14 protein-coding genes are annotated in these 14,753 nt (G+C 73.4%); all 14 read right to left on the bottom strand.

Annotated features, from left to right (window positions below):
• Nucleotides 1-54 precede the first annotated feature (54 nt).
• The 14 genes from ACFVWY_RS13420 to ACFVWY_RS13355 all read right to left on the bottom strand — a co-directional run bounded on the left by ACFVWY_RS13420 (nt 55) and on the right by ACFVWY_RS13355 (nt 14,689).
• A complete protein-coding gene (locus ACFVWY_RS13420) occupies nt 55-1,287 on the bottom strand; it encodes an arginine deiminase (RefSeq protein WP_389870830.1) in 1,233 nt (410 codons plus the stop codon).
• A gap of 182 nt (nt 1,288-1,469) precedes the next feature.
• On the bottom strand, nt 1,470-4,043 hold the full coding sequence (locus ACFVWY_RS13415; protein ID WP_389870827.1) for a polynucleotide kinase-phosphatase: 2,574 nt from the start codon (nt 4,041-4,043) through the stop codon (nt 1,470-1,472).
• Nucleotides 4,040-5,674: a 3' terminal RNA ribose 2'-O-methyltransferase Hen1 gene (locus ACFVWY_RS13410; RefSeq protein WP_389870824.1), complete on the bottom strand. Its 1,635-nt coding sequence runs from the start codon at nt 5,672-5,674 to the stop codon at nt 4,040-4,042. Before ACFVWY_RS13410 ends, ACFVWY_RS13415 begins: the two co-directional genes overlap by 4 nt.
• A 44-nt stretch (nt 5,675-5,718) precedes the next feature.
• A complete protein-coding gene (gene mmuM / locus ACFVWY_RS13405; protein WP_389870822.1) occupies nt 5,719-6,705 on the bottom strand; it encodes a homocysteine S-methyltransferase in 987 nt (328 codons plus the stop codon).
• Nucleotides 6,706-6,723: 18 nt separating this feature from the next.
• Nucleotides 6,724-7,647, bottom strand: a complete 924-nt coding sequence (locus ACFVWY_RS13400) for an LLM class F420-dependent oxidoreductase (protein WP_389870819.1) — start codon at nt 7,645-7,647, stop codon at nt 6,724-6,726.
• A gap of 80 nt (nt 7,648-7,727) precedes the next feature.
• Nucleotides 7,728-8,294 (bottom strand): DUF6099 family protein, encoded by a 567-nt coding sequence (locus ACFVWY_RS13395; RefSeq protein WP_389870816.1) that lies wholly within the window; start codon nt 8,292-8,294, stop codon nt 7,728-7,730.
• Nucleotides 8,295-8,417: 123 nt separating this feature from the next.
• Nucleotides 8,418-8,786: a nucleotide pyrophosphohydrolase gene (locus ACFVWY_RS13390; protein WP_389870813.1), complete on the bottom strand. Its 369-nt coding sequence runs from the start codon at nt 8,784-8,786 to the stop codon at nt 8,418-8,420.
• A complete protein-coding gene (locus tag ACFVWY_RS13385; protein WP_389870810.1) occupies nt 8,783-10,009 on the bottom strand; it encodes an ATP-binding protein in 1,227 nt (408 codons plus the stop codon). The genes ACFVWY_RS13390 and ACFVWY_RS13385 overlap by 4 nt, the downstream gene beginning before the upstream one ends.
• A 150-nt stretch (nt 10,010-10,159) precedes the next feature.
• The gene (locus tag ACFVWY_RS13380; RefSeq protein ID WP_389870807.1) at nt 10,160-10,558 is read right to left on the bottom strand and encodes a cell division protein SepF; all 399 of its coding nucleotides are present in this window, start codon (nt 10,556-10,558) and stop codon (nt 10,160-10,162) included.
• Nucleotides 10,559-10,662: 104 nt separating this feature from the next.
• On the bottom strand, nt 10,663-11,958 hold the full coding sequence (locus ACFVWY_RS13375) for a cytochrome P450 (RefSeq protein ID WP_389870805.1): 1,296 nt from the start codon (nt 11,956-11,958) through the stop codon (nt 10,663-10,665).
• On the bottom strand, nt 11,955-12,569 hold the full coding sequence (locus ACFVWY_RS13370) for an ATP/GTP-binding protein (protein ID WP_389870803.1): 615 nt from the start codon (nt 12,567-12,569) through the stop codon (nt 11,955-11,957). The genes ACFVWY_RS13375 and ACFVWY_RS13370 overlap by 4 nt, the downstream gene beginning before the upstream one ends.
• The gene (locus ACFVWY_RS13365; protein ID WP_389870801.1) at nt 12,547-12,900 is read right to left on the bottom strand and encodes a DUF742 domain-containing protein; all 354 of its coding nucleotides are present in this window, start codon (nt 12,898-12,900) and stop codon (nt 12,547-12,549) included. Before ACFVWY_RS13365 ends, ACFVWY_RS13370 begins: the two co-directional genes overlap by 23 nt.
• On the bottom strand, nt 12,897-13,322 hold the full coding sequence (locus ACFVWY_RS13360; RefSeq protein WP_389870799.1) for a roadblock/LC7 domain-containing protein: 426 nt from the start codon (nt 13,320-13,322) through the stop codon (nt 12,897-12,899). The genes ACFVWY_RS13365 and ACFVWY_RS13360 overlap by 4 nt, the downstream gene beginning before the upstream one ends.
• Nucleotides 13,319-14,689, bottom strand: a complete 1,371-nt coding sequence (locus ACFVWY_RS13355) for an ATP-binding protein (RefSeq protein WP_389870796.1) — start codon at nt 14,687-14,689, stop codon at nt 13,319-13,321. The genes ACFVWY_RS13360 and ACFVWY_RS13355 overlap by 4 nt, the downstream gene beginning before the upstream one ends.
• Between the last annotated feature and the right edge of the window lie 64 nt (nt 14,690-14,753).

The raw sequence follows: 14,753 nt of genomic DNA, 5'->3' as shown, positions 1-14,753 counted from the left end.
AATGGTCGCGCAGCCCGCGCGGCCCGCCCCGCTCCCCCGCGTCCTGCGCCCGCTCTACACCGCGTCGCGCACCACCGGACAGCTCATGCAGCGCGGGCCGCCCCGGCCCCGGCCGAGTTCGCTGCCGGGGATCTCGATGACCTCGATCCCCTCCTTGCGCAGGAAGGTGTTGGTCGTGGCGTTGCGCTCGTACGCGACGACGACGCCCGGCTCGACGGCCAGCACGTTGCAGCCGTCGTCCCACTGCTCGCGCTCGGCGGCGTGCACGTCCTGGGTGGCGGTGAGCACCCGGATCGCGTCCAGCCCCAGGGCGCGCGCGATCGCCCGGTGCATCTGCTCGGGCGGATGGTCGGTGACCTTCAGGTCCCGGGGGCCGTCGCCGGGCTCGATGGTGTACGAGCGGAGCATGCCCAGCCCGGCGTACTGGGTGAAGGTGTCGCCGTCGATCATCGTCATCACCGTGTCGAGGTGCATGAACGCCCGCCGCTTGGGCATGTCCAGCGCCACGATCGTGCGGGCCGAACCAGCGTCGAAAAGGCCCCGGGCCAGCATCTCCACCGCCTGCGGGGCGGTGCGTTCGCTCATCCCGATGAGCACCGCGCCACGGCCGATGACCAGGACGTCACCGCCCTCGATGGTGGACGGATAGTCCGCCAGCCCCTCCGACCAGTGGTGGAAGGGGCCCGCTTCGGAGCCGGTGAAGAGCGGGTGGTGGTGGTAGATCGCCTCGAAGTGGACGGTCTCGCGCTGCCGGGCCGGCCAGCGCATCGCGTTGATGGAGACCCCGTCGTATATCCAGGCCGAGGTGTCCCGGGTGAAGAGGTGGTTGGGCAGCGGATGCAGCAGGAAGTCGTCCAGGTCCATGACGTGGAAGCGGACGGAGGTCGGCTCGCGGTGCCCGGCCAGGAACTCCCGCTTGGTCATGCCGCCGACCAGCGCGTCGGCCAGCTCCGTGCTGGGCATCTCCTCGAAGGCGGCCCGCAGGTGCTCGGTGGCGAGCGGACCGTACTCCTTCTCCTCGAAGACCCGGTCCAGGACGAGCCGTCTGGCCACCGGGATGTCCAGTGACTCACGGAGCAGATCGCCGAAGAGGTGCACCTCCACACCGCGATCGCGCAGCACGTCCGCGAAGCCGTCGTGCTCCTGGCGGGCGCGGCGCACCCAGAGCACGTCGTCGAAGAGGAGCGCGTCCTTGTTGCTGGGGGTGAGGCGCTTCAGTTCCAGATCAGGGCGGTGCAGAATGACGCGGCGCAGCCGCCCGGCCTCGGAGTCGACGTGGAATCCCATGTCTCCATCCTCACCGGGCACGGCCCCGTTCACTCCCGCACAGCACCGGCCGGTGCCCGGTCCGCCGCTCCGACGGGACCGGTCGCGGCGGTCCGCGGACCGACGCGACCGGCATCGGCGCCATGGGCCCGACCGGTGCAGAAGTCACCGGCCGGCCGGGGCGGAGCCGGGGGCCGACCGGGTCAGAGCCGGGGGTCGACCGGCTCCGACTCCAGGGCCAGCACCGCGAACACCGCCTCGTGGACCCGCCACAGCGGCTCCCCGTCGGCCAGCCGGTCCAGCGCTTCGAGACCCAGCGCGTACTCCCGCAGCGCCAGCGACCGCTTGTGGCCGAGGAACCTCTCGCGCAGCCGCTCCAGGTTCTCCGGGCGGGTGTACTCGGGTCCGTAGATGATCCGCAGGTACTCACGGCCGCGCACCTTGATGCCCGGCTGGGCGAGGCGGCCCTTGCCGTCCCGGACCAGCGCGGCGAGCGGCTTGACGACCATGCCCTCGCCGCCGCGCCCGGTCATCTCCAGCCACCAGTCGACACCTGCGCGCACCGATGCCTCGTCCCCGGTGTCGACGACGAGCCGCCGGGTGGTCCGCAGGAGCCCGGTCGGGTCGTGCTCGACCATGCGGTCCAGCCAGGCCAGCTGCTCGTCGTGCGGCACGGTGGCCAGCGAGCGGCCCTGGACGGCGAGGATCTGGAACGGCGCGAACCGCACTCCGTCCATCCCCTGGGTGCTCCAGCAGTACCGGCGGTACGCCTCGGTGAACGCGGCGGCGTCCTCGGCCCGCCCCTGCTGGCGTCCGGCCAGCGCGCCGACGTCCACCCCCCTCGCCGCCGCGGCGGCGAGGGCCGCGTTGGCCTCCGGGAGGACCGCGCCGGAGGCGGCGCCGACCGCGGCGTACTGCGAGCGCAGCAGCCCGGCCGCCTTCAGGGACCAGGGCATCAGCTCGGCGTCGAGCAGCACCCAGTCGGTGCCCCACTCCTCCCACAGCCCGGCGGCGGTGACGGCGGCGCGCAGCCGGTCGAGGATCACCTCGGTCAGCGCCGCGTCGTCGAAGAACGGCCGTCCGGTACGGGTGTGCAGCGCCCCGGTCGGGCCACCGGTGGACCCGGACGCGTCCGGGTCGCCGCCCACGCCGAACCGCTCACGGGCGGCCGCCGCGTCCCGGCAGACCAGGGCCACCGCACGCGATCCCATGTGCTTCTCCTCGCACACCACCCGGGCGATCCCGTCCGCCCGGTACTGCGCGAAGGCCTCGGCCGGGTGCTCCAGGTATCCGTCCTCGCGCGAGGTCGCGGTGGGCGCCATGGTCGGGGGCAGGTAGCCGAGCAGCCGGGGGTCGACGGCGAACCGGCTCATCACTTCGAGCGCGGCGGCGGCGTTCTCCTCCCGGACCGCGATCCGGCCCATGTGCCGGGTCTCCACGATCCGGCGGCCCTGGACGTCCTCCAGGTCGAGCGGCCTCCCCTCCCGGCCGCCGGGCGCCTCGGTGACCAGCGGCTTGACCGGCTCGTACCAGACCCGCTCGGCCGGTACGTCGACCAGCTCGCGCTCCGGCCAGCGCAGCGCGGTCATCTTTCCGCCGAAGACCACTCCAGTGTCCAGGCAGATGGTGTTGTTGATCCAGGAGGCGTTGGGCACGGGGGTGTGCCCGTAGACCACGGCGGCCCGGCCCCGGTAGTCCTCCGCCCACGGGTAGCGCACGGGCAGGCCGAACTCGTCGGTCTCCCCCGTGGTGTCCCCGTACAGCGCGTGCGAGCGGACCCGGCCGGAGGTGCGGCCGTGGTACTTCTCGGGCAGCCCGGCGTGGCAGACGACGAGCCCGCCGCCGTCGAGCACGTAGTGGCTGACCAGTCCGTCGATGAACTGCCGCACCTGTTCCCGGAAGGCCGGGTCCTTCTCGTGCTCGCGGTCGAGCTGCTCGATGGTCTCGGCGAGGCCGTGGGTGCGCTGGACCGTGCGGCCCTTCAGGTGGCGGCCGAGCTTGTTCTCGTGGTTGCCCGGCACACACAGGGCGTCGCCCGAGGACACCATGGACATGACTCGTCGCAGTACCCCGGGGCTGTCGGGGCCCCGGTCGACCAGGTCGCCGACGAAGACCGCGGTGCGCCCCTCGGGGTGCGTGCCGTCGACGTATCCGAGCGTGCCGAGCAGGGTCTCCAGCTCGGAGCTGCAGCCGTGGATGTCACCGATGATGTCGAAGGGGCCGGTGAGGTGGCGGAGGTCGTTGTAGCGGCGCTCCAGCACCACTTCGGCCTGGTCGGCCTCCTCCTCGGTGCGCAGGATGTGCACCTTGCGGAAGCCCTCGCGCTCCAGGCCGCGCAGCGAGCGGCGCAGTTCGCGGCGGTGGCGCTGGATGACGTGGCGCGGCAGCGTCGCGCGGTCGGGGCGGGCCGCGTTGCGCGTGGCGCAGACCTCCTCGGGCAGGTCGAGGACGATCGCGATGGGCAGCACGTCGTGGCTGCGGGCCAGCTGGACCAGCTGTCTGCGGCTCTCGGACTGCACACTGGTCGCGTCCACCACGGTCAGCCGCCCGGCCGCCAGCCGCTTGCCGACGATGTAGTGCAGTACGTCGAAGGCGTCGGAGCTGGCGCTCTGGTCGTTCTCGTCGTCGGCGACCAGGCCCCGGCAGAAGTCCGAGGAGACGATCTCGGTGGGCTTGAAGTGTCTGCGGGCGAAGGTGGACTTGCCGGAGCCGGTGGCCCCGATGAGGACCACCAGGGAGAGGTCGGTCACCGGGAGGGTGCGCGGGGTACTGGTCATGCGGCGTTCGCCTCCTTCTCGGCGGTGTTCTCACTGCCGGTCCCGGCCGTACGGCCGGGACCGGCCTCGGTGTCGGTCGCGGTCTCGGTGTCGGTCGCGGTCTCGGTGTCGGTCGCGGTGTCGGTGTCGGTCGCGGTCTCGGTCGCGCTCTCGGTCACACTGCCGGGTCCGGCCTCGGTGCCGGGTCCGGTCGCGGCCAGGGTGAACACGGCCATCTGCGTGGGCGGTCCCACCTCCGGGTCGTCGGGCCCCACGGGCACGAAGGCGACCCGGTAGCCGTGCCGCCGTGCCACTTCGCCGGCCCAGGACCGCAATTCGGCCCTGGTCCACTCGAAGCGGTGGTCGCCGTGGCGCACGTGCCCGGCGGGCAGGCTCTCCCACCGGACGTTGTACTCGGCGTTCGGCGTCGTCACGAGCACGGTCCGGGGGCGGGCCGCGCCGAAGACGGCGTACTCCAGCGCGGGCAGTCGCGGCAGGTCGAGGTGTTCGATCACCTCGCTGAGGACGGCCGCGTCATAACCCTTGAGCTGTTTGTCGGTGTACGTGAGCGAACCCTGCCGCAGCCGTACGCGGGCGGCCTGCCGCTCCCCCATCCGCTCCAGCTTCAGCCGCCGGGCCGCGATGGTGAGGGCGCGCACGGACACGTCGACGCCGACGATCTCCTTGAAGCCCGCGTCCTTGAGCAGAGCCTGCACCAACTGGCCCTGGCCGCAGCCCAGGTCGAGGACCCGGCTGGCACCGGCGGTCCGCAGTGCGCCGAGGATCGCGGCGCGCCGCTGCTCGGCGAGCGGAACCGGCTTCTCCTCGGTGTCGGCCGTCTCGTCGACGGCGTTGTCGAGGGAGTCGACGTCGAGGTCGTCCGACTCGGCGAGGCGCACCAGTTCGAGCCGCTGCATCGCCTGCCGGGTCAGCCCCCAGCGCCGGGAGAGATAGCGGCTGGTGATCAGCTTCTGTTCGGGGTGGGCGGCGAGCCAGCCCTCGCCCGCCCGCAGCAGCTTGTCCACCTCGTCCGGGGCCACCCAGTAGTGCTTGGCGTCATCCAGCACCGGCAGCAGTACGTACAGCTGCCGCAGCGCGTCGGCCAGCCGCAGATCGCCTTCGAGCACCAGCCGTACGTACCGCGAGTCGCCCCACTCCGGGAACCGTTCGTCCAGCGGTACGGCCACGGCGTCGACGCTCGTCCAGCCCAGCGGGCCGAAGAGCTTGCGCACCAGCTCCGCACCGCCGCGGGCGGGCAGCGCGGGCACCTCGATCCGCAGCGGCATCGGGGCCCGCGCGCGCTCGGGCAGCGCCCGGCACACCCCGTTGAGCGCGGACTTGAAGACCGTGCTCATGGCGACGGACAGCAGGGAGGAGGCGGCGTACGGGCGGTCGTTGACGTACTGCGCGAGTGCCGCGTCGGGAGCGCCGCCCCGGCCCTTGCCCTTGCCCCGGCGCACCAGGGCGACGGGATCGACCTCCAGCAGGAGCGCCGCCGTGCAGCGCTCGGCGGATGCCTCGGGGTAGAAGACATGCGCGGTGCCATGGGAGGTGGAGAACGCCTGTGCCTTCTCGGGATGCTTGTGCAGCAGAAAGCCGAGATCGGTCGCCGGACGCTCCGGATTGCCGGTGGTACTGATGGTCAGGAACACGCGTCCGAGTATGGGCCGCTCACCCCTCGCCCTACCAGGCATTTTCACCTCCGGGAACGCCCCGCCCCCGGTTCTCTCCCGGCCACGGGCGGGTGAACGCCCCCGAGCACACCGGCCAGTTCCGCGATGGTCTTCGGGCCGACCCGGCAGCAGCCGCCGATCAGCCGGGCCCCCGCATCCGCCCAGGCGCCCGCCGCGTCCGCGCTGAAGGTGGGGGCGCCGGTCCAGCCCCGCCCTCCTGCCTCCTCCCACCGCTCGCCGCTGTTCGGATAGACGACGACCGGCTTTCCGCTCACCTCGGCGGCCACCTCCACCGCCCGGCCCGCCTCGGCCGGATCGCAGCAGTTCACCCCCACGGCCAGCACGTCGTCGCGGCCCCGGACCAGGCCGAAGGCCGCCTCCAGCGACTGCCCCGCCCTGGTCCGGCCGCCCGCCACGCTGTACGAGAGCCAGACGGGCAGCCCGCACCCCTCGACCGCCCGCAGCAGGGCCTCGGCCTCCTCCGTGTCCGGCACCGTCTCCAGCGCCAGCAGATCGGGCCCGGCCGCGGCCAGCGCCTCGATCCGGGGCCGGTGGAAGCGCTCCAGCTCCCGGACGGAACGTCCGTAGCGGCCCCGGTACTCGCTGCCGTCCGCCAGCATCGCCCCGTACGGGCCGACCGAACCGGCCACCCAGATGTCCCGCTCCGCCGCCCTGGCGGCCCGCCGCGCCAGCCGGACGCTCCGCGCGAACAGCCCCGCCGCCTCCGCGCGCCCGATCCCCCGCCGGGCGAACCCCTCGAACGTGGCCTGGTACCCGGCCGTGGTGAGCACCCGTGCCCCGGCCCGCGCGTACGCGGCGTGCGCCGCCTCGATCCTGCCGGGCGCGTCGATCAGCAGGCGGGCCGACCACAGGGCGTCGGACAGGTCACAGCCCTGCGCCTCCAGCTGGTGGGCCAGACCGCCGTCGAGGAGGACCGGCCCCGCCTCCAGAGCCTGGCCGAACGAACGGGCCGGGGCAGAACCCGACGGGCCGGCGGGGGTGGGGCGCATGGGGGTCTCCCGGGGGTCTCAGCCCAGCTGGGGCATGACCTGCGAGGAGATCAGCTCCAGGTGGTCCAGGTCGTCGAGGTCCAGGATCTGGAGGTAGATCCGGGACGAGCCGATCGCACCGTACTGACCGATCTTGTCGGCCACCTCGGCGGGCGAGCCCGCGAGCCCGTTCGCCTTCAGCTCCTCCACCTCGCGCCCGATGACGGAGGCGCGCCGCGCCACCTCCGCGTCGTTCTTGCCGACGCAGACGACCAGGGCGTTGGAGTACACCAGCTCGTCCGGTCCGCGACCGGCCGCCCCGGCCGCGTCCCGGACCCGGCCGAACTGCTTCTCGCTGTCCTCCAGCGACGCGAACGGGATGTTGAACTCGTCGGCGTAGCGGGCGGCCAGCCTCGGGGTCCGCACCGCCCCGTGACCGCCGATCAGCACCGGCACCCTGCCCTGGACCGGCTTGGGCAGCGCGGGCGAGTCAATGAGCTGGTAGTAGGTGCCGTCGAAGCTGTACTTCTGGCCGATCCCGGTCGCCCAGAGTCCGGTGATGATCTCCAGCTGTTCCTCCAGCCTGCCGAACTTCTCCTTGGGGAACGGAATCCCGTAGGCCTTGTGCTCCTCCTCGAACCAGCCCGCGCCGAGACCGAGCTCGACCCGGCCGCCGGACATCTGGTCGACCTGCGCGACCTGGATGGCGAGCACTCCGGGGAGCCTGAAGGTCCCCGCCGTCATCAGGGTGCCGAGCTTGATCCGGCTGGTCTCGCGGGCCAGTCCGGCCAGGGTGATCCACGCGTCCGTCGGGCCGGGCAGCCCGTCCCCCGGCCCCATGCGCAGGTAGTGGTCAGAGCGGTAGAAGGCGTCGAAGCCGAGGTCCTCGGTCGCCTTGGCGACGGTGAGCAGGGTGTCGTAGTCGGCCCCTTGCTGGGGTTCGGTGAAGATGCGGAGATCCATGCCTCCATCCTGCACCTGCGGCCGGTGTCCGCCGCGCTCCGGCCTCCTCCCGGGCGAGGCCGGGCCGGACAGCGGCACGGTCATTCCCGGAGCCGGGCGCGGCCACGGCCCGCGGCGGTCGCGCCCGTGGGGCGGGCGGCCACGCCGTATGTCCCGTACGGGCCGTCCCGCTCCCTGCCGCGCTCCAGATCCTGCTGTCGTTCCCTGTCCCGCTCGTCGAGACGGCGGAGCATCGTGTGGACCCGGTCCATGGACTCGTCGGCCGCGTCGATCGCCTCCATGCACTGCCAGTAGAGCCCCTGGTCGTCGGTCTCGCAGGCCACCCCGACCAGGGCCATGCCCACCTCCGCGAGCAGGGCGCACAGCCCTGTCAGCGTCGCCCGGAGGTCGGCCAGGGCGGAGAGCTGCGCCGCCCGCGCCACCCCGGCCCGCGCCGCCGGGTGATCCAGCGTCCCGCCGCTGCGGCCGCCGGTCTCGCTGAGGGCGCGCGCCTCGCCCCTTAACCCCTTGGGCCCGTCGGCCGCCAGGCGGCTGCCGATCGCCTGGGCCAGGGCCTGCGCCTGCCAGGCCTCGGCGATGATGTCCGGCGTCCCTCTGCTCTGTGCCAGGGCGCGCCGGCTGATCCCCACAAGACGTTCCGCTTCCATCCGTTCCCCCGTCCGTACGAAAAGCCGCTCACCTCATCCATTACCCACAGTGAGGTCAGCGGCACCGAAAAGCCAGAGGAATTCGGAAATCTATGGACACACAATCGATTGTGGATAAGTCGATCACTCCGAAGAGTGACGATCGTCGGGTTCGGGTGGGTTCCGGCGGTCCGGCACGGGGAACCGGAACTCGTTCCGGTCGATCTTCTCCGACAGCGCTGTGAGGGCGTCGATCCCCAGCACCTCGCAGAACTGAAGCAGGTACGCGAGCACGTCCGCGACCTCGTCCGCGACCCGGTGCGCCGTCTCCGGCCGCTCCATCACCCGCGCCGACTGTTCCGGCGTCAGCCACTGGAAGATCTCCAGCAGTTCGGCGGCCTCGACGCTGAGCGCCGCCGCCAGGTTCTTCGGCGTGTGGTACGGCTCCCAGTCCCGGGCGGACGCGAAGGCGGCGAGCCGTCGTTGCAGTGTCTGTACGTCGAGTTCGGTCACGGCCCCAGGTCTACCACCGTGACTCCGGGCGCCTCCCTGGCCCGTAACGCTCCCGGTTCGCTGACCGTGCCGACCAGCCGGAGGTGTCCGGCCGCCCCGGTCGACGCGGCCAGCGAGAGCAGTTCGCGCAGCTGCCGCCCGTCCAGGTCCCGGTCCAGTCCGTCGGCCAGCACGGTGAGGGTCTGCATGGCCGGGGGCACCTCCCGTACCGAGTCCACCGCCAGCACCCCGGGGTCGGTGAGGAGCACCAGGGCGAGGGCGAGGTACCTCAGCTCACCGTCCCCGAGGCGGCCGACCGGGGTGGCCGCTCCCCCGTCCCGGCCGAGGGTCGCCCGCAGCGATCCGTCCGCGAGCCGCTCCACGCCCAGGGCCGTCACCGGCCCGGCGCACCCGGCGCGCGCCGCGGCGACCAGCCGGGCGTGGCGCCGTCCGCACTGGGTGTGGCGGTCCAGCGCCGCCGCGAGGTTGTCACAGCCGCGCCGCAGTCTGCCGTCACCGGCCGGCACGGGGGCCCGCATCCGCTGCGGCTGCGGTTCGCACACGAAGACCGAGCGCAGGGCCACCACGGTCTGTTCGGCGGCGGCCAGGACCCGTAACTGTCCCTCGGTCCGGCCCGCGACGCGCAGCGGCAGCAGGGCCGTGCCGAGGCGGTCGTCGGGGAGCGGCGCCCGGGTCACCGGCACCGTGCCCGCGGTGTGCCAGGCCGCCTGGACCATGGAGCGGCCCGGGTCGCGCAGCGCGGTGCTGAGCAGCGTCTCCCCGCCGCCGGTGAGCCGTTCGCCGACGATCCGCAGGGCGGGCTCCGCCTGTACGGCGATGTCGAGCCGCACCGGCCCCGCCGGACCGTCCGTCGTGCAGCCGATCCGGAAGCCGCGCCGCCCCTGCGCGTCGGCCGCCGCCCGCTCGGGCACGCAGCCCGCCGGGTCCGGGAAGACCTCCGCCAGCGGCTCCCCGCCTCCCAGCCGCGCCAGCGCCTCGTACGCCCGCAGCGCGCTCGTCTTGCCGCTGCCGCCGGGCCCGCCGAAGAGGGTGACCGGGCCGATCGGGAAGGCCGCGCCCCGGTGCGCCGCGAACGCGGACAGCCGCAGCTCGGTGACGACGGGTCCGGCGGAGCGCCGCGCGGCGTGCGGACCGGCCGGGCGACGCGTGGCGTCGGGCGGTCCGCCGGGCCCGGAGGGGCAGGCGGGCGGTGGCGGGGTGGCCCCCGGTCGGAGTGCGGTCATGGGGCGGACGGTATGCGGACCACGGTCCGGCGAACCGTTCCTCCTGAACGACCTTCCTACGATCGGGGTACTGAGGCGCCCAGCCCCGCCGGACGGCGCTCGCGTGGGCTACGGGGTGTCCGACGCTCCCGAAGGCCGTCGGGCCGTCGTTCAGGAACCGGGCAGGCCCGCCGCCGTGACGCCTTCGACCTCCATGCCGATCGGGGAGAGCAGGAAGACGTTCCGGTCCACGCGGTGCATCCCGCTGCCGAGGCCGAAGACCACCCCGCTGGTGAAGTCCAGGATGCGCTTGGCCACGTCGGTCTCGGCACTGGTCAGGTCGAGCAGCACCGGGACCTGCGCGACCAGGTACTCGGCCACCTCCCGGGCGTCCGCGAACACCTGGACGCGCAGCACGACCAGCCGTCGCTGCTCGGCGGCCGGGGCCTCGTCGGGGACCGTGCGGTGGTCCACCCTGGACGGCCACTCGTTGCGGCTGCGCAGAGGCACGACCTGGGCAAGCCCCTCCCACTGCTCGTCCGTGACGTCGTACCTGTCGTACCTGCTCACCGGTCCACCCCGTCTGTGCTTCGGTTGGCGTTGCGCCGGCTGCGCTCGCTGTTCATCGGGCAATTCTCTCGCCACTCACCCGATCGGCGTAACACCGACACGGTTCAGGGGCCGGTCGACACGGCCGGGGGCTCGTCCGCCGTGTCCCCGGCGGTTCTGAGCCGGTGTGCCTCCGCGCTCATGTCGACGGGGGTGAACCGTACAGGAAGCCGGACCAGGGCGCGGTGGAACGGTCCCGGGCGCCAGGTCAGCCCGCTCACCGGAACAGCCAGTTCCGCGTCGCACAGCTGACTGGTGATCTGCTCGATGGCGGTCATGGCGATGAGCAGTGCGGGCTGTTTGGCCGGGCACCGGTGCGGGCCCGCCGACCAGGCGAGATGGGCACCCGCCCCGGAGCGCACCGCGTGGTCCGGCGCGGAAGGCTCCGGCCCGGAAGAACCGGGCTCCGCACGGCTGTTGGCCGCGGCGTAGGACACCAGGACGAGCGCTCCCGCGCGCAGCCGCACCCCGTGGAACTCCGTGTCGTGCCGCGGGTAGTGGGCGGCGAGGTTGGCCAGCGGCGGGTCCTGCCACAGGACTTCGTCGATCGCCTCGTGCGCCGTCATCGCGCCGCCGTGCAGCGAACCGGCGTAGCGGGGGTCGGTGAGCATGTGCAGCAGCGCGTTGCCGATCAGATTCGTTGTCGGATCGTGTCCCGCGCTCATGATCAGGGTGATCTGACGCACGGTCTCGTCGTTGTCGAGACCGGCCGGATGGCCGAGGAGGTACGAGGTGAGGTCGCGGCGCGGGCGTCGGCGGCGGGCGGCGACCAGTTCGGTGACGACCTGGACGAGATCGGCGTAGGCGCTGGCGGCGTTGGCGCCGGAGCCGAACATCCCGGCGACGCCGTCGACGATCCGGTCGGCGTCGCCGGGCGGTACGCCGAAGGAGGTGACGAGCACGTGGAGCGGGAGCAGCCGCGCGTACTGGGCGATGAGGTCGCCGCTGCCGGTGGCCGCGAAGGTGCCGATGAGCCGCTGGGCGACCCGGGCCACCTCGGCCCGCAGGGCGTGCGGCTCGATCAGGGCGAGGCTGTCGTTGATGGCGGCGCGGTAGCGGGCGTGCACCTCTCCGTCGCTGAAGAGCGCGGTGGGCCGGTAGCCGAGGATCGGCAGGACCGGCGAGTCGTCGGGGACGGTGGCCTGCCAGGCGCGCGGGTCCTTGGTGAAGGTGTGGGTGTCGCGCAGCAGGTCGACGGCGGCCTGGTAGTCGGTGACCAGCAGCGCGTCGATGCCGGGGGCGAGCCGCACGGGCGCGAGCGGACCGTGCGCGCGCAGCCGCCGGTAATGGCTCCGCGGGTCGGCGGCGAACTCCGGCCCGTACAGGGCGAGGGGCTGCGGGGGCGGTGCGTACGGAGTCATGACGGGTCCTCGGTCCGGGGCATCCGGGTGAGCACGTGCTCGGCCAGGGCGATCAGGGCGTCGATGCTGCCCCGGCGTTCGCGGGCGTCGCACTGCACCAGCGGGGTCTCCGGCGCGAGGTCCAGGTGCTTGCGCAGGACCTCGTCGGTGTGGGCGGGCGCGTCGGGGAAGCGGTTGACGGCGACCGTGTACGGCAGGCCCTGCTCCTCGACCATGTCCATGACGGCGAAGGAGTCGGCGAGCCTGCGGGTGTCGACCAGGACGAGTGCGCCGAGCGCGCCGCGTGCGATGTCCTCCCAGAGCGGCAGGAACCGCTGCTGGCCGGGGGTGCCGAACAGGTACAGCACCAGGTCGTCCAGGACGGTGAGGCGGCCGAAGTCCACGGCGACGGTGGTCGTGGTCTTGTCCGGGAGTCCGGCGGTGTCGTCGAAGCGGGTGCTGGACTGGGTCATCGCCTCTTCGGTGTGGAGGGTGGCGATCTCCGACAGCGTGCGGATCAGGGTGGTCTTGCCGACGCCGAACGGGCCCGTGACGACGATCTTCATCAGGGTCTGCGCGGACGTCGGCAGGTAGCCGACGCCGGTGCGGTCAGTGCAGGGAGCGGAGTCCAACGAGCAGCCTCTCGACGAGCGACCGGTCGATCTCCCCGGCGCTGGGGACGGGCGGTCGGGTGTGCAGATGTCCGGCGGCGGCGAGGTCCGTGGCCAGGAAGACGGTGGCGCTGACCGGAAGGTCCAGGTGGGCCGCGCACTCGACGACGGTGAGCGCCCCCGGTTCCAGCAGCTCGCACAGCCGGAGCTGTTCCGAGCCGGTGTCCGGGGGCAGTTCGGTGCCGGTGCGCACGAGTACGTCGAGCCGGTCGAGCGCGGGACCGGCGGGCCGGGTCCGGCCGCCGGTGACCAGATAGGCGGGTATCAGGCGGCGCCCCGGTCCGGCGGTCATGGCCGGGCGTCGGTGTCCGGGCGGCGGGCGGGCGCGTTCATCGCCCGGTTCAGGGCGCTGACCTGCACCTGCATCTGGTACGCGATATCGCCGAGCTTGGCGCCGGGTTCCGCGAACAGGGCGAGGGTGGTGTTGTTCCCGGCCGGTACGACGATCGCGAAGCCCTGGTCGGACTCGACGACCGTCTGGGCCAGCACGGGCGTCTCGACGTCGGTGAACGCGGTGGTGAACGCGCGCGCCGCGGCGTGCAGGGTGGCGGTCATGGCGGCGACCCGCTCACCGGAGGCCCGGTCGAGGCCGGGTGAGGCGCCCTCGACGAGTCCGTCGCCGGTGGCGACCACGGCGTGCTGGACTCCGGGCAGCTCCAGCAGCGGGGTCAGCACCCATGCGAGGTCACCGTTGGTGGAAGTGGGGGTGCTCACGTCTGGTCGTCTCCTTGCTCGTCCCGGTCGTCCGGGTGGTCGTGGTCCTCCGGTGCCGGTGCGGCCGGCCGCCCGGCGACGCTCCGGCCGTTGAGGGTGCCCTGCTGGAGCGCCGCCCAGGAGGCCCCGGCCTGTTCGGGCGTACGGGGCGGCTGCCCGCTTTCCGCGGCTCCGCCGGCCGGGGCGGGGCGGGCCGGGGCGGGGCGCGGTGCGCGGCGGCGCCGGCTGGGCAGGGCGGCCGGCTGCCCGTCGGCGGGTTGCGGCACGGGGGCGGTCTCCTGCTCGGTCGGGGCGGGATCGACGGCCGCGGCGGGGGTCCGTACCGGCTTCGGCGCGAGCGCGGAGAGGCTGCGCTCCTCGTCCAGCACGGTCAGCAGGTGGGCGGGGACGCGCAGGATGGTGCGCATGCCGCCGAAGGGCGACGCCTCGATGTGGCAGTCGAAGCCGTACTGCGCGACCAGCCGTCCGACCACGGCGAATCCGGTGCGCGGCGGGTCGCCCAGCTCGGTCAGGAGCACTTCGGGCGGGCCCGCCAGCAGGGTCCGTGCCCGGTCGAGCGTGTCGTCGTCCATGCCGATGCCCGCGTCGTCGACCATCAGGAACGCGCCCCGGCCGCCGCTCTGCTGGAGGGTGATCTGGACGTCGGTGCCGGGGTGCGAGTACGCGGTGGCGTTGGCCAGCAGTTCGGCCAGGGCGATGGCGAGGGGTTCGGCGGCACGGGCGACCAGGGCGAGCCGTTCCTGGCGCAGGTGGTTGGCGACCTTGACGCGTTCGTACCCGGCGACCCGGGACTGGGCGCCGAGCACGATCTCGACGAGCGGCGAGTTCTGGCGGGCCAGACCCGGCCAGGCGTCGCAGAGCACGGCGGTGGCCTGGGTGCGCCGCAGCGCGAGTTCGTTGCGGAAGTCCAGTTGCAGGATGCGCGGGTCGTCGTACTCGTGCTGGAGTTCGTGCAGCAGCTGCTGGGACTGGTTCAGCAGGGACTGGATCTTGGCGGAGGTGCCGCGCATCGCCGCGCGGGCCGCCGCGTCGACCCGCCCGCGCTCCTCCATGACGGCGTCGCGGGCCGCCTGCACCGCCTCGGTGAGCAGCCGGGCGGCGTCGCCGTCGACCTCGGCCGCCTCGCGCAGTCCGGGGACCTTCGCGGTGGGGTGGGTGAGGGCGAGCGCGACGGCGGGGATGCGGTGGCGGGCCAGCTGGCGGATCTCGTCGGTGAGCGCCGCGGTGCGGGTGTTGGCGGCCTTCGCCTGGCGTTCGGCCAGCTCGGCGCGGGCCAGCGCGATGTGCTCGGCGCGCGCCGCGTTCTGCGCGCGGACCGCTGCCGCCACGGCCGCCGCGACGGCGATCACCGCCACTATCCAGCCCATGCCGTCACCGTGCTTCTGTCGTCGCTTCTGTCGTCGGGTCGTTCTCGCGGCCGGGGCGGCGGCA

The sequence above is a fragment of the Streptomyces sp. NPDC058195 genome (assembly GCF_042883525.1).
GTDB lineage: Bacteria > Actinomycetota > Actinomycetes > Streptomycetales > Streptomycetaceae > Streptomyces.
This window is presented reverse-complemented; position numbering and strand designations above follow the sequence as displayed.

Bases quoted from the DNA above. Each gene is read 5' to 3' on its own strand.
- ACFVWY_RS13420 (WP_389870830.1), bottom strand. From the start codon at position 1,287: ATGGGATTCCACGTCGACTCCGAGGCCGGGCGGCTGCGCCGCGTCATT.
- ACFVWY_RS13415 (WP_389870827.1), bottom strand. From the start codon at position 4,043: ATGACCAGTACCCCGCGCACCCTCCCGGTGACCGACCTCTCCCTGGTG.
- mmuM (WP_389870822.1), bottom strand. From the start codon at position 6,705: ATGCGCCCCACCCCCGCCGGCCCGTCGGGTTCTGCCCCGGCCCGTTCG.
- ACFVWY_RS13400 (WP_389870819.1), bottom strand. From the start codon at position 7,647: ATGGATCTCCGCATCTTCACCGAACCCCAGCAAGGGGCCGACTACGAC.
- ACFVWY_RS13395 (WP_389870816.1), bottom strand. From the start codon at position 8,294: ATGGAAGCGGAACGTCTTGTGGGGATCAGCCGGCGCGCCCTGGCACAG.
- ACFVWY_RS13385 (WP_389870810.1), bottom strand. From the start codon at position 10,009: ATGACCGCACTCCGACCGGGGGCCACCCCGCCACCGCCCGCCTGCCCC.
- ACFVWY_RS13375 (WP_389870805.1), bottom strand. From the start codon at position 11,958: ATGACTCCGTACGCACCGCCCCCGCAGCCCCTCGCCCTGTACGGGCCG.
- ACFVWY_RS13365 (WP_389870801.1), bottom strand. From the start codon at position 12,900: ATGACCGCCGGACCGGGGCGCCGCCTGATACCCGCCTATCTGGTCACC.
- ACFVWY_RS13355 (WP_389870796.1), bottom strand. From the start codon at position 14,689: ATGGGCTGGATAGTGGCGGTGATCGCCGTCGCGGCGGCCGTGGCGGCA.